Source organism: Bradyrhizobium sp. MOS001 (assembly GCF_004634465.1).
GTDB lineage: Bacteria > Pseudomonadota > Alphaproteobacteria > Rhizobiales > Xanthobacteraceae > Bradyrhizobium > Bradyrhizobium barranii.
Genome location: NZ_SPVJ01000003.1, coordinates 120,383 through 142,591, shown reverse-complemented (window position 1 = coordinate 142,591; position 22,209 = coordinate 120,383). Strand labels below are relative to the sequence as shown.

Genomic DNA, 22,209 nt, shown 5'->3' with positions numbered 1-22,209 from the left:
GGACGCCGAATTCCTCTGGGAACCGACACTAGAGATCAAACGCGAGAATCCAGTAAAGTCGGCAGATCAGTTTTGCCGAGCAAAATTCGTTAAAATGCGCGGGAATGGGTTTACCGGCGGGCAAGGGCCAGCGCTTGCCGAACAGGCTGCCGCGTTCACGGATTCGACGGCGTCAGCACCAGCGGTGGCTTCGGCTTGGGTTTTGCGGGCGGCGGGCCCGGCGCCGGCCTCACCTCGATCGGCGGTGGCAGCGGGGCGATCTGCTGGCTCGCGAGCGGCGGGCTTGTGAGTGGAGGACTTGGCGCTGCAGGGGCGGCCAGCGGCGCCTTCGGCGTCGGCGCGGCCTTTGGCTTCGGCGGCGCGCGGCGCGGATCGCGGCCGGGCAACGGCACGTCGGTCAGCGACGGCTCGGGCACCGGATCGGGCGAGACCAGCGTCGGCAGCGCCGCAGTCGCCGGCGGCGGCTCGCCACGCTCGATCGCGTCCAGCCGGCGCGTCTCGCGATCGATCGTGCGCACCGCGAGCCAGGACGACAGCGGCGCGAGATCGACGGTGCGGTTGAGCCTGTCGGGGGGACCCGCCGCGAACAACTGGATCTCCGGCGGCGCGCCCGAAAGTCCGGTCATGATCGGCGTCAGGCTGGCGCGGATGTCGGCCTGGTCGGCGGGAATATCGTAGCCGCCGGAGACGATGGCCCGCGCGTTCTTGGCTTCCAGCGGTGTCGCGCCGACGCGCAGGCGCCCGTCGCGGATCGTGAACGGGATCTGCGCCGAGGCGACCGCGATCGGACCTGCCAACAGCGCGGGTTCGACGAGCTGCCGCAGCCTGTTGTCGTCGGCAACCTGGCCGCCGTCGCTGGCGCGGATGGCGATCTCGAAGGCGCGCGGATTGAGGCCGCTGATTTCCGCGGCCTCGAGCGTCACCGTGCCATTGCCGGCGAGCGCACCGGTCAACGCCGCAACGCTGCGGCCCTGGCTGGTCAGGGCCATCTGCACCGAGGCGCGTCCCTTGGGCAATGCGAGATCGCGGTAGCGCAGCGCCGCCGCATCGACATTGCGCAGCTCGATACGTGCATTCAGCGCAACGCCATTGGCGCCATTGCGCGCGTCGAAACTCGCCGACATCTCACCGCCGCCGACACCGCCCTTGAGCGCGTCGAGCGCGAGCGACTGGCCATCGCTCCGGATCGTGCCGCCGACCGGGCGCAGCTCGATGCCGTCAGGCAACGTGCCGCGCAAGGCCTGGAAGGCGATGCGGCCGCGCCAGCCGCCGAGCAGCCCCGCACTCAGGGGATCACCGGCATCATGTCCGGCGGCGCCGATGGCCATTGCGAACGCGGGCGCAAGATCGAGCGCGTCGAGGCCGATTTCACCATCGACGCTCTTCTCCTGATCGAGCGTCACCGCGAGATGCCCGCGCAGATGCGAGCCGGCCGCACTGCTGTCGAGATCGTCGAAGGTCAGGCGGTTGCCGGAGAGGCCGACGCGCGAGGACAGGTTGACGCTCTGCACTGACTTGTCCGCCGGGCTGGTCCCGAACAGCGGCGCCAGATTGGCATTGCGCACGCGCAAATTCACGCTGGCCTTCGGCTGGAACGAATTGGGGTCCGACAATTCGATGCTGCCTTGCGCATCCGCATCCAGCCCGCCGCCACTGAGCTTTGCGTTCAATTGCAACGGCCGGCGCCAGGCGCCGCTCAACCGGCCCTCGAACTGCGAAGGGCCCTCGCCCACGGCGGCGACGCGATCGAGGCCCAGCAGCGCCAGCAATGCGCCGGCCTTCGGCGTCGAAATTTTCGAGTCCAGCGTGAAGTCGCTGTTGCGCAAGCGGTCGATGTCGATGCCGTTGACCGCCGCGACCGGCGTCTGCCCGGCCAGCGTCGCGGTAGCCTTGAGCTGCGGCGCATCGAGATCGAGCACGGCGCGCGCGTCGTTGCGATCGGCATGGTCGGCGTTCTTGTCGAGGCTGAGGTCGAGCTTCAGCCGCGTCGCGCCGGGCAATGACGGGATGGCGTCGAACCGTGCGCGCACCGAAGGCGCGATCGGCTCGAGCAGCGCGGTGAGCTCGCGCAGCGAATTGGCCGAGGATTTCAGCGCGAGCTTGCCGGTGGCATGAACGCGGTCGAAGCTGCCGCTCGCTTCGGTGGTCACGCCGCTCGCCTGACCAAACCGCAACTGCTCCAGCGACAGCGCCGCGGGGCCGTAGCCGAGTTTCGCCGTGAACGGTCGCAGCTCCTGTCCGGCCGACATCGCGCGGCCGACATCGAGCGCGAGCCTGGCTTCCTCCGGCCATTCGCCCTGCGGCCCCGCGAGCGCGCGCACGAAGCTTGCGGCGGCATCGAGGTCGAGACGGTCGGCCTTGAGCTCGGCGTCGATCCGCGAGCCCTTGCTCGCGCCGGTCTGGACGAAGGCGATGCGGCCCTCCACCGCGCCGCCCTCGATCTCGGCCTTCAGCCTGTCGACGGCGAGATGGTTGGCTGCGATGGTCACGTCGCCGGCAAGGCGCAGCGGCCGCGTGCTGCGACGGTTGATCTCGCTGCGGCCCTGGAGCCAGGCCACCAGCGTATCGGGGTCGGACGACTCGACGCTGAGCCGGCCGCTAAAGCTGTCGGCGCCAGGCGTTGCGCCGTTGAGCGAGAGCTGCGTCATGCCGGGCGCGCGCAGCTCGAGCCGCTGGAAAGTCCAGGACCTTCCGTCGGTCTGAAGCTCCGCCGTGATGTTCTGGAGCGGACGCCCGCCCAGCATGATCTGGTCGGAGTTGAACTCGATCTGCGCCGGTATCGGCGCCTGCGGGATCGCCGCAAGGCCCGCGCGCAGGGCCGGCAGGACGCGCTGCGGCTCGGCATCGTCCTTGCCCGCCAGCTTGTCGGCATCGACCTGGCGCGCCGACAGCACCGCGCGCAGCAGCGGCGAGGCGCCGAACCTGACATCGCCGACACCACCAAACTTGAGCGCATTGTCCTCGGCGCCGAAGCTCGCGTCGATCTGCTCGAATTTGGCGCCGGCCGGATCGGCCTTGAGCTTTGCCGTGAGCTTCCAGGGTGTCGGCCCCGCCGTGCCCGCCTTCTTGACAGGGGGCACAGCGAGCGTCAGTGCGCCGTCGAATTTCGGCAGGCGGTTGTCGAAGGCGAGCACGCCTTCGAGATCGGCCAAGATCGCGCGCTCGCCGGGATCGATGTTGAGGTGGAGACGGGTGGCGCTGCCGTCGGCGCTCGGGCCGGAGGAGACGCGGAACGGATAGCGCACCCCGGTGGCGGTGAAACTGCCGTCGCCGCGGACCGAGCCGGCCAGCGAGCGCACGTCGCCCGAAAAGGTGATGTCGTTCAATTCCAGCGTCGAGCGGCTGGCGGCATCGTGCAGGGCGATGCGGCCGGTGAGGTTCAGCCGTTCGATCGCAAGCGAGGCCAGATTGAAGGTGCCGCTCGCGGTGGACGGCAAATCGACCCGGCCCTTGGCATCCAGGCCGAGATCCACCGCCATGCCGTTGACGGTCAGCTCGGTGGCGCGCCATTCGCCGCGCATCAGCGAGCTCAGGCTGAACTCGACGTCGAGCTTGTCGGCGCGCAGGCGGCCGAGATCGTTGTTGCCGCCGAAGGTCACCGAGCGCAGCCGCAGCGTCGGCGCCGGCAGCAGCCGTGCATCCAGCTCGCCCGCCACCCGCACCGGCACGCCCATGATCGTGCCCGCCTCCGCCTCGAACTGGGGCCTGAACTGGTTCCAGTCGATGAAGTAAGGCCCGATCAGCGCGGTCAGCAGCGCAATGATGAAGGCAATCGCCAATCCGAGCAGCGTCGTCTGCACGGGTCTCCCCTCGGCCAAATCGGCCCGGGCCGAACCTGAGGGCCTCAGGCGCGCCGGAACAGCCCCTTATATAAGGGGAAGTGTGGCGAAGTCACAGCGACTGTTGCGCGCGGAGGTTAACGCTGGCGGCCGTCACCAGCTCGCCGGCAGGCGTTTCAGGCCGCGCAGCACGAACGTCGGGCGCCATTCCGGGTTCTCGACGTCGTCGATGCGCAGATCCGGCAGCCGCCGCAACAGCGTCGCGATGGCGATTTCGGCCTCGATGCGCGCCAATTGGGCGCCCAGGCAGAAATGGATGCCGCCGCCGAACGACAGCGGCTTGACGTTGGGCCTGGTGACGTCGAGCCTGTCGGGGCGATCAGGGTAGACCGCCGGATCGCGGTTGGCCGAGCCGAGCAGGCACAGCACGGTCTCGCCCTTTGGGATGCTCTTGCCGCCGAGATCCGCGATGTCCTCCAGCGCCACGCGTCCGGTCATCTGCACCGAGGAATCGTAGCGCAAGAATTCCTCGATCGCGTTGACCATCAACTCGGGCCGCGCCTTCAGGAGCGCGAGCTGATCCGGATTGCGGTGCAGCGCGAGCAGGCCGTTTCCGATCAGATTGACGGTGGTCTCGTGGCCGGCGCCGAACAGCAGGATGATGTTGGCGGTCAATTCCTCGTTGGTGAGCTTGTGGCCGTCTTCCTCGGCCTGCACCAGCTGGGTGGTGAGATCGTCGCCGGGATTGCGGCGGCGCAGCTCGAACAGCTGCTGGAAATACATCTGCGCCATCATGTTGCCGGCGTTGCCCTTCGCGATCTCTTCCGGCGTGAGGGGCACGGGGTCAAGCAGCCGCCCGCCATCGCGCGAGCTGTTGTAGAAGGTCTCGCGATGATCCTCGGGGATTCCGAGCATGTCGCAGATGATGGTGACCGGCAGGCGGAAGGCGAAATCCTCGATCAGGTCCATGTGGCCGCGCTCGATCACCGCATCGATGGCCTGGTCGACGATCGCCTGGATCCGCGGCCGCATGTCCTCGACGCGACGGGCGGTGAAGGCCTTCACGACGAGGCCGCGCAGGCGGGTGTGGTCGGGCGGATCGGATTGCAGCATCCAGTGGCTCATGCTGCGGAACACCGGCTCGTCCATGATGGCAGGGCTATAGCGGCGCTTGGAGCGCTCGACAAAATCCTTGCCGAAGCGCTTGTCGCGCATCACGAGGCTGACATCGGCGTGGCGGCTGGTGACGAACTGGCCGAACGGCGTCACATGGATCGGCTCGATCGTGCGCAGCCGGTCATAGTGCGGATAGGGATCGCGGATGAAGTCCGGCGACAGCGGGTTGAACAGCGGTCCGCCTGCGGGTTGCACTTGCTCGTTCATGGTGACCTCAATCGGTTGCCGCATGACACGAATACGCCGGCAGCCCCTTGCGCGCGCGGCGTAACCATCCCCAAGATTATAAACTCGATACATTGTTGTATCGAGTTGCATTCTGCCCTAACCTGCGCCGATGTCAAGGCTGAGAACCAGGCCGACCAGGGACCACACACGCGACAAACTGTTCGAGGCGGCCGCGCGCGTGTTCGAGGCGGACGGCATCGGCGGCGCCAGCATCGAGGCGATCGCGGCCGCCGCGGGCTTCACCCGCGGCGCGTTCTATTCCAACTTCAAGAGCAAGGACGAATTGATCATCGCCATGCTCGAGGATCACGTCGAGCAGTCGATCCGGCGCAACCTCGACATCCTCGCGCAGCACGACAATCTCGACGATTTCATCGCGGCGCTGAAGACGATGGATCGCAGCCGGCAAGACCCGCTCGGCCGCTCGCCCCTTCTGCACATGGAGATGATCCTGTTCGTCGCGCGCGCCGAGAAGCGCCGCCCGGAGCTTGCCAAGCGGCTGCGCGCGCGCCGCAAGCTGGTCGCCGACATCGTCGAGGCCACGTTGAAGAGCAACGGCAGGAACGACACGCTGAATCCGCCGTGGATGGCCTCCGTCGTGCTGGCGCTGGAAGACGGCTTTCGCCTGCACCGCCTGATCGATCCGGAGACAACGCCGGCCGACAGTTTTCTGCGCGCGATCACGGATTTGAGGCGCAGGACCGGATTGTCGTCGAACTAGCCTGGATCGCCGATATCAGGTCCACGACCGGACCGTCATCCGACCGGCGTTGAATTCTCCGACAACTCGCCGCCCGCCCCAATCGTGCGTTTTTGAAAACGTGCGCCTGATTGCAGCAGGATCGGACAAGGCATTGCCGCTTCGGGAAATACGCCGGGCCTCCGCGCCGCTAACCGGCTAGGCGCCGAGCGATTGGCGCAGGCGCGTGGGTTAGCAGCAATCTCTCGACAGGGACGGCAATCGCTCTGGCGCAGCCGACGATCCGATTGGCTAAACATCGCAACGTCACATCATGGGGACGGAGACAAACGATGGACAGGAAACGGCTTGCAATCGCGCCACGGCGGAAGGCCGTCTCGACGGCGCTCATGTACGGGCTTTCACTGACCGTGCGTTTCACCTCGCCGACGGCCGATGAGGCGCCGCCACAGATCGCACAAGACGCCAAGGTCTCGACGTCGATCCTGATCGATCGGGGCTGGACCAACAAACCTGCGCTGCCGGTCGCCCTGCGCGGCTGGCCATCGGGCCCGCGAAGCTGCCGCGCAGGATGTGAAGGCCCTGCGCTGCTGTCCTCGCTGCCGAACTGCACCGCGCCGTAAAGGCCCGGCGGTCTCCGTCTCACCTCTTCGCGTCATCATCGCTCGCAACAGGCTCTGCTCGCATCGAGCGGCGGCGATGGCGCGCGTTTCGAACCAACAACCCCAGAACCAAATCCAGGAGTGAACCACATGCGACTGCTCATCATTGGCGCCGGCTTCGCCGGCATGTACGCCGCCCTCTCCGCCGCCCGCCTGCGCGACATTCAGGGGGTCTCACCGGAAGAGCTCGAGATCGCGCTCATCGCACCGGAGCCGACGCTGGTGGTCCGCCCTCGGCTCTATGAGCCGAAGCCGGAAACCCTGACGGCGCCGCTGCTCGGTGTCCTCAAGGCGATCGACGTCGACTACATCCAGGGGAGCGCCGAGACCGTCAACACCGAGGCGCTGACGGTTCAGATCTCGACTCCCAAAGGCACCCGCAAGACCCTGTCCTACGACCGCCTGGTGATCGCCACCGGCAGCCGCCTCTTCCGACCCAACATTCCCGGCCTCGCCGAGCACGGCTTCAGCGTCGACTCGCTCGACGACGCGGTTGCTCTCGACAAGCATCTGCATGGCCTCGCCGACCGGCCGGCCGTCAATGGACGCGACACGGTCGTGGTCGCCGGCGGCGGCTTCACCGGCATCGAGGCGGCGACCGAGCTGCCCGCACGCCTGCGCGCCATCTTCGGACAAAACGCCAGGACGCGCGTGATCATCGTCGAGCGTAACGGCGCAATCGCTCCCGACATGGGCGAAGGCTCCCGCCCGGTCATCGAGCAGGCGCTGCGCAAGCTCGGCGTGGAGACAAGGCTCGGCACCGGCGTTGCCTCGCTCGACAAATCCGGCGTGACGCTGTCGACCGGCGAACACATCGAAACCGAGACGGTGGTCTGGGCAGCCGGCATTCGCGCCGCGCCCCTGACAGCGCAGATTCCCGCCGAGCGCGACAATTTCGGCCGGCTGCTGGTGGACCGCGATCTGCGCGTGCCCGGCATCGCCGGCGTCTTCGCCACCGGCGATGCCGCGCGGGCCGCATGCGACGACGAGGGCAATTACGCGCTGATGTCGTGCCAGCACGCCACGCGGATGGGCGCCTTTGCCGGCAACAACGCGGCCGCCGAACTCCTGCGCGTCCCGACCAGGCCGTATCACCAGAAGGCCTACGTCACGTGCCTTGATCTCGGCGAAGCCGGCGCGCTGTTCACGCGCGGCTGGGAGCGCAAGGTCGAGATGGTCGGCGACGTCGCCAAGAAGACCAAGCAGGAGATCAACACGGTCTGGATCTACCCGCCCCGTGCCGAGCGTGCCGCAGCGCTCGCGTCGGCCGATCCGGAGCGTGTGACGAGCCTCTAGAAGCACGAAACGATCACGGCCGCACCTCCCTGGCTGCGCGGCCTGCTCAACCAAGACCAGCCGGGAGCCCTACCTTGAAACAGGAGACCAACATGAACCTGCACAACACCTCATACCCCGCGACATCGAAGCCGGAAGAGCTCGTTCCATCGCGCTACGCGCTGAAGGTCGGCGAAATCGACGTGCTGGTGGTCAGCGACGGCGTGCTGCCGCTGCCAACCACGATGCTGGCGCACAATGCCGACCCGGCCGTCCGGGCGACCTGGCTGCACGACATGTTCCTCCCGCAGGACGCTTTCGACTGGGCGCTGAATGCGGTCGTGGTCCGCAGCGGCGACAAGACCATCCTGATCGATGCTGGACTGGGGTCAGACCCGGATCTGCACTTGCCGCGCGCCGGCCAGTTGATCAAGCGACTGGAAGCCGCCGGCATCGATCTTTCGTCCGTGACCGATCTGGTGCTGACCCACTTGCACATGGATCACATTGGCGGACTGCTCGTCGACGGGGTGAAGGAGCGGCTGCGCAAAGACCTGCGGATCCACGTGGCGGCCGCCGAGGTCAAATTCTGGGAGGCGCCCGATTTCTCCCACACCGCCATGCCGCCGGGCTTCCCGGACGCGCTTCGGGCGACCGCTAAGCGGTTCGTCAAGGAGTACGGAAGTCAGCTGCGGCAGTTCGATGAGCAGCACGAGGTTGCGCCGGGCGTCGTCGTTCGTCGCACCGGCGGTCACACCCCCGGACACAGCGTGGTTCGCGTGGCATCCGGCGGGGACGGGCTGACATTCGCCGGCGACGCCGTGTTTGCCGTCGGGTTCGATCAACCCGACTGGCACAACGGTTTCGAACACGACCCCGAGGAGGCGGCGCGCGTTCGGGTCGGTCTGTTGCGAGAGATTGCCGCGAGCGGCGAGATGCTGGTGGCAACACACATGCCGTTCCCCTCCGTCGGCCATGTGGCGGTCGCCGGCGACGCCTTCCGCTGGGTGCCGGTCTTCTGGGACTACTGATCGCTCGCTGAGCCAACGTGAGACCAGGGCGCGCATTCATGGCGGGCCCTGGTTTCGATGCGCGAATCGAGTCAGCGCGGCGCGCTGCCGATATCAGATCCGATCGTTGATCAGGACGCCGGACAACGACGGATCGTTCGCATCGGTCGTATCGCCTGCTTTCGTCGCGCTATAGGTCGAGTCCGCAAGCGAGCTTTTCAGCTGCTGGAGAAACTGTTGCAGCAGCTCCGCCGTCGAATTGCCGCTTGACGAGTCGTCCGTGCCGTTGACCGAGGGAGGCTCACCGGATGGCGGTGGCCCGTCCGGCGGCGGTCCACCCGCTCCGTGCGGTCCATGCGAGAGCGCCGCCTTGAAAATTCCTTGCAGCTCGGTGGCCTGCTCGTCCGTCAACTTGCCGGCCGACACTTGCTGCTGGATGAGGCCATTAATCTTCGACGCGAAGGCGTCGGGCGAAGATGTCCCGCCGCCGGATTGATCGCTTGCACCGGTTGACTGCAACGCGGAGCCGATGCTGCTGAGCGCGGCCGACAGCGCCGACTGATCCGACGCATCGATCGTGCCGGAACTGACTTCCGCTTGCAGCTCGTCTTGTAATTGTTGCAACGGTGATGAGCGGTGGTGATTGGAGGAGAGCGCAGAAATCGAGGTCATGGTGGCTTTCCGTGCTTTTGGCGGACCCGAGGTGACGTTGCCCCGAGTCCCATCCAGTCCTGAGTTCGCCCTGGCAGTTGGATTTGCCCGGTTGCGCGGTGGTAGGAACGGGAGCTGGCGCGGAGCATTTGGCAGGGCGCCGCGCCGGTTGCTCGATATTGCCGATCGGCAATTGGAAATATCCAGAAACAAAAATCCGACCAGCCGATCATCAGCTGGGGCTGGGGCTGGGGCTACCCGTTGAAAGGGATGACTGCCGGATTGTACGCGAACGCCCTGGAGCCGACTATGCCGACCGCTTCACCACGTCGCGACCGGCCGGCGTAACATCGAGCCGCCCCAGCATTGCCCTCGCCTGCTCGGCGCAGTGCTCGATCAACCAGCGTTCGAATGCGACCGGCGGCAGCGCGGGCGCGTAGAGGAAGCCCTGGACGACGTCGCAGCCGAGCTCGGCCAGCGTCTTGCGCTGGCCTTCGGTCTCGACGCCTTCGGCGACGACGGTCATGCCGAGGCCCTGTCCGACGCGCACCACGGCGGTGGCAACCGCGAGCGCGCCCGCGTCTCTCTCGATGTCGCGCATGAAACTGCGGTCGATCTTCAGCTCGCGGATCGGCAGATGCGCGAGCCGGCTGAGGCTGGAATAGCCGGTGCCGAAATCGTCCACGGAAAGCCCGACGCCGAGCGCGCGGATCGCGTTCATCGTCTCCAGCGCGGCGACGCTGTCCCGCATGAACGTGCCCTCGGTGATCTCGAGCATCAGCGCATCCGGCGGCAGATCGTATTCGGCGAGGGTGTCCTTGAGCCGCGCCGCCAGCGTGACGTTGCGGAAATTGATCGGCGACAGGTTCACCGACACGCTGGGAATGTTGAGCCCGGCGCGGCGCCAGTCCGCCATCTGCCGGCAGGCCTCACGCACCGACCACAGGCCGATCTGCTCGATCAGGCCGCACTCCTCGGCGAGCGGGATGAACTTCGCCGGCGAGACGTCGCCGAGCACGGCATCATGCCAGCGCGCCAATGCCTCGACGCCATGGACGGCACCGTCGCAACTGCGGATCTGCGGCTGGTAGCTGAGGGTCAGCGCGCCCTCGGCGATGGCGCGGCGCAGCGCGGCGATCAGCGCCAGGCGCTGCTCGGTGAGCCCGTTCATTTCGGCGCTGAAGATGCGATGGGTGGAGCGGCCGGCCTGCTTGGCCATGTACATGGCCGCATCCGCCTGCTGCATCAAGGTGTCGATGTCGGTCGCATGGTCGGGATAGAGGCTGATGCCGATGCTCGCCGACATCTGCAGCTGCCTGGAGCCAAGCCGCAGCGGCGCGGCGAGCGCCTCCGCGACCCCGGCCGCGACGCGCTCGGCGCTCTCGGCATTGCGCTGCGGCAGCAGGATGACGAACTCGTCGCCGCCGAGCCGTCCCAGCATGTCCTCAGGGCCGATCTGCTCGCGCAGGCGCTGCGCGAGCTGGATCAGCAGCTCATCGCCGGCAGCGTGGCCGAACGTGTCGTTGACGTCCTTGAAATGATCGACGTCGAGGAAGGCCAGCGCGACGTGGCTGCCGGTCGGGCAGGCATCGATGGCCGTGGTGATCAGGTGCCGCAGTTGCGCGCGGTTCGGCAGCCCGGTGAGAATGTCGTGATAGGCGAGCCGCGCGATCTCGGCGCGAGCTTCCTTGCGCTCGATCGCGAAGGCGCCGAGGTCGACGCAGGCGTTGACGATGCGGCGGTGCCAGTTGCTCGGCGCGCGCGTTTCACGGAAATAGAAGGCGAAGGTGGCGATGACCCGGCCGTCCTTGGCCTTGATCGGTGTCGACCAGCAGGCGCGCAGGCCCACTTCGAGCGGACGCGTCTTGTAGGGCTGCCAGCGCGGATCGGTGTCGAGATCTTCGGCCAGCACCGGTTCACCGTAGAAGGCCGCGGTGCCGCAGGATCCGACATTCGGACCGATCGCGATGCCGTCCAGCGCACGCGAATAGTCCTCGGGCAGGCTGGGCCCGCCGAGCGGATGGACGAGGCCTGCGGCATCGACGTGAAGCAACGAGCAAACCACGTCAGGCGCGATCTCCTCGACCCTTCGGCACAGCCTGTCGGCGATATCGGTGATCGGAACCTCGTCGGCCAGCGCACTCATGATGAGCTGCTGGAGCGAGCGCAGCTGCCTGGTCTCGGTGATGTCCTCGAGCAGCGCGAAGATGTGCCTGGCACGGCCCTTCTTGTCGCGGAAGACGTCGATACGGGCGCAGACCCAGATCTCCTCGCCGCCCTTGTTGTAGACCAGCGTCTCGATTTCGCCGCGGCGGCCGCCGGTCATCAGGCGCTTGACGAGCTTCGCGACGGCCTTCCGATCGGTGTGGCGGCCGGCGATCAGCGCGCCGGCGCGGCGGCCCTCGGCCTCCTCGCTGGTGTAGCCAAACAGCGTCCCGAAGGTGGAATTGACGTAGACGATGTTCTGGTCCGTGTCGGTGATGAGCACCGCGCGGTTGGTCTGGTCGGAGACGGCGTGGAGAAGCCCGATTCTGACGCGGCGCTCGGCCTCCGCGGTGACGTCACGCGCGAACACGACGTGATGGGTGGCGCCGCCACGCGTGACGGATGAAAGCGAGATGGCCGCCCGGATCCGGGTGCCGTCGCGCCGCACGAGGCTGATCTCGTCGCGGAACTCCGCGACCGGATCGGCCCGAAGGCATTTGAGCGTGAGAAGTTCGGCGTCGCAGCCGAGCACCTCGGCGCGCGCGAGTTTCCAGATCCGCTCTGCACCGGCATTGAAATGCGTGATGCGACGCGCGCTGTCGACGATGACGATACCGCCGTCGGCACATTCGAGCGCAGCCAGCAGCACGTCCGGAATTTCTGTCATGGGACAATCGGCGGCAGACATCGTTGGACCCGGATGCATCGGGAAGATGGCAAGGGGGGCCGAGGCTAGCGCCGCGATGGTGTCCAAGACGTTTTTGCAACCGGGTCGCGTCCGGCCAAGACGCGACATGCTTAACGGCTCGCGAAAGCTGCGAAGGCAATCCGATGCATCGGAACCTATTCGGCCGCGCTTGTGGGCTTGAGCTTGTGCAACCGGCCGGCCACCGCCCGCACCTTGCGTGGAGCGGCCTGCCAGACCGAGAGCGCAGACAGTCCGCTCACGACCATGGCGATGGCGAAGGCGAGCGTGTAGTCGCCGGTGCGATCATAGAGGAAACCCGTGAGCCAGGGACCCGCCGCGCCGCCGGCCAGGGCCGCCAGCATGATCGTTCCAAAAATGCTGCCCTGGTGCCTGCCCTGGAAGATCTCGAACACCACCGCGCCCATGATCGAGGTGAGGCCGTAGCCGAGCGCGCCTTGCGCGAACACCATGACATAGACCAGCCACAGCGACGGCTGGAATTTCAGCGCCATCAGCGCCGCGAAGCAGATCGCAAAGCCTGCGCAGCTGATCGCCCACACCCATTCCCGCCCGATCCGGTCGGAGACGTGGCCGAGCAGGATCTGGCCGGGAATGCCGAGCAGGCTGACGATGCCGAGCGCCCACACCGCGACACCGGGGCTGAAGCCGATGTCGAGCAGGAATTTGGTCTGGTGCACCTGCACCGCGTACCAGATGTACAGGCCGCTGAAATAGCCGAGCGCGATCCACCAGAAGCGCGCGGTCGCAACCGCGCGCTTGAGCGTCCAGTCGGTGCCGACCCAGACGGGATCGACGATGTTGGACACCGGTGTCGCCGCGCCCGCCGCCGGCGTGGCATCGCCGTCCGGCTGGAGGCCGATGTCTTCGGGCCGCTTGTGCAGGAACAGATTGATCGGCGCCAGCACGACGAGGATGAGCAGCCCCATCGCGGTACAGGCGGTGCGCCAGCCGGTCTCTTCGATCATGTGCTGCACCCAGGGCAGCAGCGTCACCGAGCCGATGCCGACGCCGGCAAAGGCAATGCCGATGGCGAAGCCGCGCTTGCGGATGAACCAGTTCGGCAGGAACAGCGACTGGCCGGAATAGCCGAGACACACCGAGCCGGCGCCGACCATGACGCCGATGGTCACGTAGAGATGCCAGGGCGTGCTGGTGAGTGGCGCGAGCAGCAGGCCGCCGCCCATCAGCACGACACCGAGTTCCATCACCGCGCGCGGGCCGGCGCGATCCATCAGGCGGCCGATCAGCGGGCTGACGATGCCCGACACGACGAAGCCGAAGGAGAACGCGCCGGCAGTGACGCCGCGTTCCCAGCCGAATTCGGAGATGATGGGAGGAAAGAACAGCGAAAACGCGGTGCGTGCGTTGACGCCGATCGCCATGGTCACGAAGGTCACCGCGACCACGACCCAGCCGTAGAAGAACGGAAGCCGCATGTTGTGCTTATTTCATCCCTAGATGGTGCTACCGACCATCCAGGGCCGTCTGGGTCAAGCGATTTTCACGAGATGCCCCTTTGGGCCGCGCGCTCAGGCCGCGTTGCGCTGCGAAGGCTGAGCGGTCTCGTCGAATGCGATCTGGTCGACCGGCTGCGGGCGTCCGAACAGATAGCCTTGCGCAAAATTGACGCCGAGCGCCGTCAGCCGCTCGAACTCCTCAGCTGTCTCGACGCCTTCGGCGGTGACCGACATGTCGAGGCCGCGTGCGAGCGTCACGATCGAGGCGATGATCGCGGAGCTGCGCGGCTGATGCGTGAGGTTGCGGATGAAGGACTTGTCGATCTTGATCTTGTCGAACGGGAACGTGGTCAGATAGCTCAGCGACGAATAGCCGGTGCCGAAATCGTCGAGCGCGAGCTCGATGCCGATGTGCTTTAGCCGCTCCATGAAGGCAAGGTTCTCGACGCCGCGTTCCAGCAGCACGGATTCGGTGATCTCGATCTCCAGCCGCTGCGGCGCCAGGCCGGAATCTGCCAGCGCCGCGCAGATCGTCTCGAACAGCTCGGCTTCCTTGAACTGGATCGGCGACAGATTCACGGCAACCATGAGATCGCACGGCCAGGCGGCGGCGTCCGCACAGGCGCGCCGAAGCACGAATTCGCCGAGCGGCACGATCAGCCCGGTTTCCTCGGCAAGCCCGATGAACTGGTCCGGCGGGATCAGGCCGCGGCTCGGATGCCGCCAGCGCACCAGCGCCTCAAAGCCGCGACGGCAACCGCTGGCGACGTCCATAAAGGGCTGATAGTGCACTTCGAGCTGGCACTGCGCGATGGCATCGCGCAAATCGCCTTCCAGCGTATTGCGAGCCTCGAGCTCGGCCGACATCGCCTCGTCGTAGATGGTGAAGCAGTTGCGGCCGGCCGATTTCGAGCGGTAGAGCGCGAGGTCCGCCTTCTTCAGCAGCTGCTCCTGGTCGCTGCCGTGGTCCGGTGCGATCGCGATGCCGATGCTGGTGCCGATCTCGACGCGATGGCCGGGCAGCAGGAACGGTTCGGCGACCAGCTTCGCGATCCGCGCGGCGAGCTCGGTCGCGCAAGTCCGCTGATCGTCGCAAGCCTCCTGGATGATGGCGAACTCGTCGCCGCCGAGCCGCGCCAGCACGTCGGTGGCGCGCAGCGCAGATCTCAGCCGCAGCGCCACCTGGCGCAGCAGCACATCGCCCGCACCGTGGCCGAGCGAGTCGTTGACGTTCTTGAAGCGGTCGAGATCGAGCATCAGGATCGCGAACGGCAGGCCCCGCACGCTCAACTGGCTGTTCATCATGTCGAGCCGGGTCAGGAAGAAGGCGCGGTTCGGCAGCCCGGTCAGGATGTCGGTCTGGGCGAGTTCCAGCACCCGCCGGTTCGCCAGCGAGAGCCGCCGCGAGTTGCGGCTTGCGAGCATCAGATAGGTCGCGAGCGACAGCGTCAGCAGCATGCCGACGACGATGACCGCAACCGCGCGGTCGTAGGCCGTCTCCAGCGAACCGCCGGCCGTCGGCATGGCGCGCACCTGCCAGTCGGTATCCCCGATCTTGAGGCTGCCCGACCAGTGCAGCGCCCGGGCGACGTCCCGCATCGACTGCGGCGACGTGGCGGCCGACGAATAGTCCGGCAGGGTCTGTTCCAGGCTGACGATCTGTCCCGTGAAGGGCGGATAGACGTTCACGCTGACCGCGGGGCTTGCTCCCGTGGTCACGCGAATGGACTGGATCAGCAGCGGCAGGTCGAAGACGCCGACGACGAAGCCCGCCAGATTGCGGCGCCGGTCCGCCACCGCCTCGCGCGAGGTTCCCTTGGCGTAGACGGGAATGGCAACGAGCACGTCGGGCTGCCGGCCGCCCTCCTTCGGTTCGTAGAGGCGCGTGCGAATGGCGGCGACGCGGTCGTTGTCGCGCGCGCGCTCGAGGGCTGCGCGGCGCTCTGGAACGGTCGCGTAATCCATGCCGTAGACCGACGACGTCTTCGGCTGGGTCGAGTAGAACACCGGGAAATATTCATCGGCTTGCGGCGCGGTCGCGAAGGTCTCGCCCTGGAGCGACTTGATGCGATAGCCGGACACGCCGTCCGTGGCCGCGGCGGCCTCGTATTCGGCGCGCTCTTTGCGGTTGACGCGCGGCAGCCAGGAGATGCGTAGCATGCCGGGATGACGTTCGAACAGCCGGGAGCTGAAGGTCTCGAATTCGCTGCGGGTGATTTCCTCGTTGGTCGATTCGAACAGCGTACGCAGCGCGACGAGCCTGGAGATGTACTCGCTCATGCCGTTCTGCATGACGATGGCTTCGGTTTCAGCGGCGTTCTCGAACTCGATCTTGTTGACGCGATTTTCCCATCGCGCCACGGCGGCGGCGCCGACGAGCGAAAACAGAAGACCGACGCCGATTGCGACGAGCGCAGGGCGATAGAGTCCGAGCAGCGGCGCGGCGCGCCACCATCCGGTCATACGTTCTCTATCCTGATCGTTCCGCCCCCGACCGCCCATCTTGATCCGCAAGTCCCCTCGTCGCGGCAACCCACTTCTGGTTGAGCTGCCGGAACTGCTATCGGACCAGGATCGCGGTTAAGAACCGCACAATTTCGAAACCGGGTCGTCGCGCATTGCGTGGCTTAGTTAACGATTGGCCTGCAAGCAGGGCCCATTGTGCGAGCAATTTGCCGCTTTTCCCCGGAGTCCTACGGAGCACCGTTACATCAGGGGTTAGCGAGCTGTTCAGGACGACGGGACTATCGTTTCCGGCAGGTATTCCCTTATCCGGCAAGCATCCTCATGACACGATCGCGATCAGCGGCCTGCGTCGCTTTGGCCGTCGCGCTACTCGCCGCGGCCAATCCTGCAGCGAAAGGCGACGAGGTCGGCGTCAGCGACGATACAATCCTGTTCGGCCAGGCCGCCGCGCTCGAAGGCCCCTCCTCCGCGCTCGGACAGCGGATGCGGCAAGGCATCGTCGCGGCATTCACCGAGATCAACGAAAAGGGCGGCGTCCACGGCCGCAGGCTCCAGCTCATCAGCCGCGACGACGGCTACGATCCCGACCGCTCGGTGGCGCAGACGCTGCGGCTGATCGAGGACGACAAGGTGTTCGCGCTGATCGGCGCGGTGGGCACGCCGACCGCGATGGCGACGATACCGATCACCAGCACCAGGAACATCCCCTTCATCGGCCCCTTCACCGGCGCTGAATTCCTGCGCGACCTCGAGCTTGCGAACGTCGTCAACATTCGCGCAAGCTATGGCGCTGAAGCGGAGGCCTGGGTCAAGCACCTCACCGAGGATCGCCACTTCACCCGCATCGGCATCTTCTATCAGGACGATTCCTTCGGACGCGACGGTCTCGCCGGCGTGAAGCGCGCACTCGCCAGGCGCGGCCTCGAGCTCGCCGCCGAAGGCACCTTCGAGCGCAACACCCGCGCGGTCGGCGCGGCCTGGCGCATGATCAAGCGCGCCGAGCCCGAAGCCGTCGTCATGGTCGGGACCTACGGCCCTTGCGCGGAGTTCATCAAGCTCGCGCATCGCAGCGGCTTCCATCCGACCTTCGTCAACATCTCCTTCGTCGGCGCCAATGCGCTCGCCCGAGAGCTCGGCCCCGACGGCGAAGGCGTCATCGTCTCGCAGGTCGTGCCGTTTCCCTGGGATCGCTCGCAAAAGCTCGTCGCCGACTACCAGGCGGCGCAGAACGCGTTCGACCCGACGCTGACACCGGACTTCGTCTCGCTCGAAGGCTATCTCTCCGGCCGCCTCGCGGCCGCGGCGCTGGAGAAGGCCGGGCCGCAGCCGACCCGCGCGAGCCTCCTGCGCGCCATCAACGACGTCGGCCGCTTCGACATCAGCGGCAGCATCGTCACCGTCGGCGCGCGCATGACCGACGCGCCGCTGAAGGTGTTCTTGACCGTGATCCAGAAGGACGGGACGTTCAGGGCGGTGGACCGGCTGTAGGCTAGCCCCGACTAGCGCCACGAAAAAGGTGCGCTCCCTCCCCCCTTGCGGGGGAGGGTTGGGGAGAGGGGCAGCCCAGGAAAAGGTGCTTGTTGCCGACGATGCACCGCTCGGTGCGCGACGGAAAGAATCCCCGTGCGGCACCCCTCTCCCTGCCCCTCCCCCGCAAGGGGGAGAGGGAACGGAGAGAGCTGTGCTGTCGGCTAGTAAGTCTTCAAGGCCGCCGCGTCCAGCGGTCGGCGTTGACGGCGCCTTGCGGGACCTCGCCTTTGACGATCGCTTCGACCTGCCGCACCGTTTCCAGCGACTGGTATTCGATCGCCTGTGGCGTCAGCCCGCCGACATGTGGCGTCGCGATAACGTTGGGAAGCCTCGCCAGCTCCGGGCTCGGCATCTGGTCGGGCGCGCGGCCGACATCCATCGCCGCGCCGGCGATGCGGTTTTCGCGCAGCGCGCGTGCCAGCGCAGCCTCGTCGACGAGATTGCCGCGCGAGAGATTGATGAACACGGCATACTTCTGCATGCGCGCCAGCGCCGCCTCGCCGATCAAATTCTCGGTCTTCTCGTTGGCGATGGCGAGGCAGACGACATAGTCGGAGGCCCCAAGAAGCTCGTCGAGACTGACCTGTCGGATCGCGCTGTCGCTGACATCAGCGAAGGGATCGGAGACCAGCACCTCCATGCGCATCACCTTGGCGATTTCGGCGAGATAGCGCCCGATGCTGCCATAGCCGATGATGCCGATCCGGCTGCCGGCGAGCTGGCGGCCCATCCGCGCCTCGACCTCGCGGCCGGCCTGGTAATCCGCCGTCGCCCGCGAGACGCCGCGGGAGAGATCGACCATGTAGCCGATCGCAAGCTCGGCCACCGCCTGCACGAAGCCGGGACCGGCCCGCGTCACGAGCACGCCGGCTTGCGAGGCCGCATCGACATTGACGTTGCGGATGTCGACGGCACAGCGGACGAAGGCACGCAGGCGCGGCAGTTGCGCAAAGATCTCGCCGCGCCCTTCCGTCATGCGGTCGGCGACGATAATGTCGGCATCTTTCGCCGCACGCACGAGGGTAACCGCGTCCAGCGTATCGTCGCTCTCGTGCAGGATCACCTCGGCGGCTGCCCGCAGGCCGTTCAGGCTGCGGTCGCCGTAGTAATTGCGACGCATCTCCGGCGTATGGGCGAGCAACACTTTCAAGACGAGACTCCCTTAATAGCCGAATGCCCGCGGCAGCGCGGTCGAGAGCCATGGCACGAAGGCTATGACGAGCAGGCAGAGGAACAACAGGCCGAGATAGCCCATGATCGGCTTCACCGTCTGCTCGATCGGCACGTTGCCGATCAGGCAGGCGCCGTAGAGTCCGAGCCCGAGCGGCGGCGCGAACAGGCCGATGCCCATCGCGATGACCAGCACGACGCCGAAATGCAGGGGATCGACACCGAGCTGCACGGCCACCGGCAGCAGCAGCGGCCCGAAGATGATCAACGCGGCCGCGCCTTCCAACACCGAGCCCATCACGATCAGCACCGCGATCGCGAGCAGGATGAACAGCCAGACGCCTGAGGTCTTGGACAGTCCCAGCATGAAATCGCCGACCGCATGCGGCACCTGCTGCAAGGTCAGCGTGAACGCCAGCGACTGCGCCGCGGCGACGATGAACAGCACGAGCCCCGCGCGCGTCGCGCCCTGCACGAAGCTGTGTGCGGCCGACCTAAAGGTGAGCTCGCGGAACACGACGCTGCCGACGACGAGCGCATAGGCCACGGCAAACGCGGAGATCTCCGTCGCCGTCGCAAATCCGCTCTTGAAGCCGAAGAAGATCATGAAGATCAGGCCGAACGAGGCGATGGCGCCGCTCCACAGGCCCGACACCGGCATCTGCGGCGCAACGTCCTCGGTATCCGCCGGCCGCTTGCCGAAGATGATGGACACCGCGATCAGGACCAGCGCCATCAGCGCCGCCGGCAACAGCCCCGCGACGAACAGGCCGCCGATCGACAGGTTCGCGACGAAACCCAGGATGATCAGGTTGATGCAGGGCGGAATGGTCTCCGCCATCACCGCGGATGCGGCAAGCAGCGCCACCGCGCCGCCCGGGTTCTGCTTCGAGCGTCGCGCCGCCGGGATCAGCACCGAGCCGACCGCGGCGACATCCGCCATCTTCGAGCCCGAGATGCCGGAGAACAGCACCATCGAGGCCACCATCACGACATTCAGGCCGCCGCGCATACGGCCGACGCCGCGCTGTAGCAACTCGATCAGCCGCACCGACATGCCGTTGGCTTCCATGAGGTAGCCGACGAGGATGAAGAAGGGAATCGCGAGCAGCACGAAATTGTCGATGCCGCGCGCCATCTGCTGGGCGAAGATCACGCCGGGCAGCGCGCCTTCGACCCAGATGAAGATCAGCGCGGCCAGCGCCAGCGCAAAGCCGATCGGCAATCCGCCGAACAGGGTTGCGAAGAAGCCGATAAACATCAGCGTGCCCGCCGACGGCACCGTGGACGGCGACAGATAATCCCAGGCGAGATAGAGGCCGCTGACGATGACGACGGCAACGAGGCCCCTGACGATGTCGGGCAGCGGCCGCGCGCAGAGCTGGTCGATCGCGAACACCGTCATGAACAGCGCGCCGATGCCCATCGGGTAGAAGGTCAGCTCCAGCGGCAGGCCGGACCCGGTGGTCTGGCCTGAAGTCAACGATCCCAGCTTGATGGCGTTGTAGGCGACATAGCCGGAGATCAGCACGACCAGAAGCGCACTCGCGGCATCGACCAGCGTGCGCAGCCGCACCGGCAGCAGATCGCGGAAGAAGGACACGCCGACATTCTCGCCACGCGCGAGCGCGCTCGCTGCGCCGAAGAAGGCCGAGCCGACCATCAGGCCGCGCGCGACGTCGTCAGACCATTCGACCGGCGCATTGAAGCAGAAGCGCAGCAGCACCGACGCGCAGACGACCACGAGATCGGCGGCCAGGAGGATGGCCGCAATCGCGTCGCTGAGGCGAAGCAGCAGCGTAATGCTCCCGTGGCGGCCGCCCGAGAGGGGCACGGCGGCTGTCAACGCCATCTCAGACTTGGTCATCTCAAGCTTGCGTCGCGCGGATGATGTCGATGACCGGCTTGGACTCCGGCCGCGCCTTGATGAAGTTCTCGTGCTGCGGCGCGACGCGCTTCTTGAAGGCTTCGCGGTCGCATTCGGCCACCGTCACGCCCTTCTCGGTCAAAGCCGTCAGCGCCTCCTTCTCGACCGCAAGCCCATGGGCACGCGTGTCGGCCGCGGCCTTCTTGGCGGCATCGAGGAAACCCTCGCGCAGCTTCGGATCCATGCGGTTGTAGGTCACGTCGCTGAAGTAGATCGCGAGCGGCGAGAAATTGTGCTGCGTCAGCGAGTAGAATTTTGCCGTTTCGAAGAACTTGCTGGCCAGGATCGTCGGCGGATCGTGCTCCAGCCCGTCGAGCACGCCGGCCTGGAGCGCCGTGTAGATCTCGCCGAAGGCCAGGGGCGTCGCGGCGGCGCCCATCAGGCGCAGGCATTCCGTGATCACCGGATTCGGCAGCGTCCTGATCTTGAGGCCGGCGAGATCCTCCGGCGTCTTCACCGGCTTCCTCGCGAGCACGCTGCGTGAGCCGAAATTATAGGCCCAGGCGATGATGCGGATGTTGCCACTCTTGAGCAGCGCGTCCTCGATCGGCTTGGCGGCGCCGGAATCGAACGCCTTGGTCTGCTGCGGGAAGCTCGAGAACAGAAAGCCGAGATCGAAGGTGCCGACCAGCGGCACCAGGTTGGCGGAGATCGACGAACCCGATACCATGAGGTCGATGACGCCGAGCTTCACCGAATTGATGACGTCGATCTCCTGCCCGAGCTGGTTGTCGGGAAAGAAGGCGACCTCGACCTGCTCGCCGAGCCCGTTGCCCTTCAGGTTCTTGACGAGGTTGTCGTAGTAGACGCGGCCGTTGGCGTATTTCGGATCGTTCGGCAGCGAGGAGGAGCATTTCAGCTTCAGCGTCGCCGCTTCGGCGCGACCGATGATGGCGGGAGAGAGAACGAGGCCGGCGGTAACCGCCGTCGACGACTTGATGAACGTGCGACGGCTCACGGGCACGATGGTCATGGCGCGGTCTCTCCCCGAATATTCTTGTTTACGGCCGAGATCGCTGCCGCGGCCTGTTGCGCGGACTGTATGGCCAAAGCGACGGGGCAGGCAAGGGTTGCAGCCGGCCGTCGCAAAGCGGCGTGTCGCGAGCATCGACGGCATCGGCGCCGTCAAAACAACCATGTTTGTCCGGGATTCTCGATCGGATCGGCCTGGTGGCCGATGTGCGACAGGACGCTTCGCGCAACAGCGGGGATCAATCCAATTGGTGCATGGATCAATGCGCAATTCACATGGATGCCGCCGGAG

The 22,209-nt window shown here is 66.5% G+C and carries 14 protein-coding genes; 5 read left to right on the top strand and 9 right to left on the bottom strand.

The window, feature by feature from the left end:
• Positions 1–155: 155 nt before the first annotated feature.
• Positions 156–3,800 (bottom strand): AsmA-like C-terminal region-containing protein, encoded by a 3,645-nt coding sequence (locus CT676_RS06340; protein WP_135214119.1) that lies wholly within the window; start codon positions 3,798–3,800, stop codon positions 156–158.
• 132 nt (positions 3,801–3,932) lie between these two features.
• Positions 3,933–5,162 carry a cytochrome P450 gene (locus CT676_RS06335; RefSeq protein WP_085399745.1) on the bottom strand — a complete coding sequence of 410 codons (1,230 nt, stop codon included), beginning with the start codon at positions 5,160–5,162 and terminating at the stop codon, positions 3,933–3,935.
• 130 nt (positions 5,163–5,292) lie between these two features.
• On the opposite strand from CT676_RS06335, the gene CT676_RS06330 reads away from it, so the two are divergent.
• The 4 genes from CT676_RS06330 (at position 5,293) to CT676_RS06315 (ending at position 8,851) form a co-directional block, all read left to right on the top strand.
• The gene (locus CT676_RS06330; RefSeq protein WP_085399746.1) at positions 5,293–5,904 is read left to right on the top strand and encodes a TetR/AcrR family transcriptional regulator; all 612 of its coding nucleotides are present in this window, start codon (positions 5,293–5,295) and stop codon (positions 5,902–5,904) included.
• Positions 5,905–6,215: 311 nt separating this feature from the next.
• Positions 6,216–6,506 (top strand): hypothetical protein, encoded by a 291-nt coding sequence (locus tag CT676_RS06325; RefSeq protein ID WP_071910478.1) that lies wholly within the window; start codon positions 6,216–6,218, stop codon positions 6,504–6,506.
• Positions 6,507–6,635: 129 nt separating this feature from the next.
• Complete coding sequence (locus CT676_RS06320) at positions 6,636–7,841, top strand: NAD(P)/FAD-dependent oxidoreductase (protein WP_135214118.1); 1,206 nt, start codon at positions 6,636–6,638, stop codon at positions 7,839–7,841.
• Positions 7,842–7,933: 92 nt separating this feature from the next.
• Complete coding sequence (locus CT676_RS06315) at positions 7,934–8,851, top strand: MBL fold metallo-hydrolase (protein WP_041953298.1); 918 nt, start codon at positions 7,934–7,936, stop codon at positions 8,849–8,851.
• 93 nt (positions 8,852–8,944) lie between these two features.
• Here the strand turns inward: CT676_RS06315 and CT676_RS06310 are convergent, their stop codons facing one another.
• From CT676_RS06310 to CT676_RS06295, 4 genes are all read right to left on the bottom strand, one after another.
• Positions 8,945–9,502, bottom strand: coding sequence for a hypothetical protein (locus tag CT676_RS06310; RefSeq protein ID WP_085399748.1), 558 nt, complete (start codon positions 9,500–9,502; stop codon positions 8,945–8,947).
• Between the two features lie 286 nt (positions 9,503–9,788).
• Entirely contained in the window at positions 9,789–12,374 is a 2,586-nt protein-coding gene (locus CT676_RS06305; RefSeq protein ID WP_085399753.1) for an EAL domain-containing protein, read from the bottom strand.
• Positions 12,375–12,529: 155 nt separating this feature from the next.
• Positions 12,530–13,831 carry an MFS transporter gene (locus CT676_RS06300; RefSeq protein ID WP_085399749.1) on the bottom strand — a complete coding sequence of 434 codons (1,302 nt, stop codon included), beginning with the start codon at positions 13,829–13,831 and terminating at the stop codon, positions 12,530–12,532.
• 93 nt (positions 13,832–13,924) lie between these two features.
• Entirely contained in the window at positions 13,925–16,315 is a 2,391-nt protein-coding gene (locus tag CT676_RS06295; protein WP_085399750.1) for an EAL domain-containing protein, read from the bottom strand.
• A gap of 324 nt (positions 16,316–16,639) precedes the next feature.
• Here CT676_RS06295 and CT676_RS06290 point away from each other — a divergent pair, with 324 nt between their 5' ends.
• Positions 16,640–17,806: an ABC transporter substrate-binding protein gene (locus CT676_RS06290; RefSeq protein ID WP_085399751.1), complete on the top strand. Its 1,167-nt coding sequence runs from the start codon at positions 16,640–16,642 to the stop codon at positions 17,804–17,806.
• 214 nt (positions 17,807–18,020) lie between these two features.
• Here CT676_RS06290 and CT676_RS06285 read toward each other — a convergent pair whose 3' ends face one another.
• Genes CT676_RS06285 through CT676_RS06275 form a run of 3 tightly spaced genes read right to left on the bottom strand, consistent with a single transcriptional unit; the run spans position 18,021 to position 21,918 of the window.
• A complete protein-coding gene (locus CT676_RS06285) occupies positions 18,021–18,998 on the bottom strand; it encodes a hydroxyacid dehydrogenase (RefSeq protein ID WP_085399490.1) in 978 nt (325 codons plus the stop codon).
• A 12-nt stretch (positions 18,999–19,010) separates the two neighbouring features.
• Positions 19,011–20,885, bottom strand: a complete 1,875-nt coding sequence (locus CT676_RS06280; protein ID WP_224517443.1) for a TRAP transporter large permease subunit — start codon at positions 20,883–20,885, stop codon at positions 19,011–19,013.
• A gap of 1 nt (position 20,886) precedes the next feature.
• On the bottom strand, positions 20,887–21,918 hold the full coding sequence (locus CT676_RS06275; RefSeq protein ID WP_028147675.1) for a TRAP transporter substrate-binding protein: 1,032 nt from the start codon (positions 21,916–21,918) through the stop codon (positions 20,887–20,889).
• Positions 21,919–22,209 lie beyond the last annotated feature (291 nt).

What these genes read in the sequence shown, in the direction of transcription:
- CT676_RS06335 (WP_085399745.1), bottom strand. Translation starts at nt 5,162, where the DNA reads ATGAACGAGCAAGTGCAACCCGCAGGCGGACCGCTGTTCAACCCGCTG.
- CT676_RS06330 (WP_085399746.1), top strand. Translation starts at nt 5,293, where the DNA reads ATGTCAAGGCTGAGAACCAGGCCGACCAGGGACCACACACGCGACAAA.
- CT676_RS06325 (WP_071910478.1), top strand. Translation starts at nt 6,216, where the DNA reads ATGGACAGGAAACGGCTTGCAATCGCGCCACGGCGGAAGGCCGTCTCG.
- CT676_RS06320 (WP_135214118.1), top strand. Translation starts at nt 6,636, where the DNA reads ATGCGACTGCTCATCATTGGCGCCGGCTTCGCCGGCATGTACGCCGCC.
- CT676_RS06315 (WP_041953298.1), top strand. Translation starts at nt 7,934, where the DNA reads ATGAACCTGCACAACACCTCATACCCCGCGACATCGAAGCCGGAAGAG.
- CT676_RS06310 (WP_085399748.1), bottom strand. Translation starts at nt 9,502, where the DNA reads ATGACCTCGATTTCTGCGCTCTCCTCCAATCACCACCGCTCATCACCG.
- CT676_RS06305 (WP_085399753.1), bottom strand. Translation starts at nt 12,374, where the DNA reads ATGTCTGCCGCCGATTGTCCCATGACAGAAATTCCGGACGTGCTGCTG.
- CT676_RS06300 (WP_085399749.1), bottom strand. Translation starts at nt 13,831, where the DNA reads ATGCGGCTTCCGTTCTTCTACGGCTGGGTCGTGGTCGCGGTGACCTTC.
- CT676_RS06295 (WP_085399750.1), bottom strand. Translation starts at nt 16,315, where the DNA reads ATGACCGGATGGTGGCGCGCCGCGCCGCTGCTCGGACTCTATCGCCCT.
- CT676_RS06290 (WP_085399751.1), top strand. Translation starts at nt 16,640, where the DNA reads ATGACACGATCGCGATCAGCGGCCTGCGTCGCTTTGGCCGTCGCGCTA.
- CT676_RS06280 (WP_224517443.1), bottom strand. Translation starts at nt 20,885, where the DNA reads ATGACCAAGTCTGAGATGGCGTTGACAGCCGCCGTGCCCCTCTCGGGC.
- CT676_RS06275 (WP_028147675.1), bottom strand. Translation starts at nt 21,918, where the DNA reads ATGACCATCGTGCCCGTGAGCCGTCGCACGTTCATCAAGTCGTCGACG.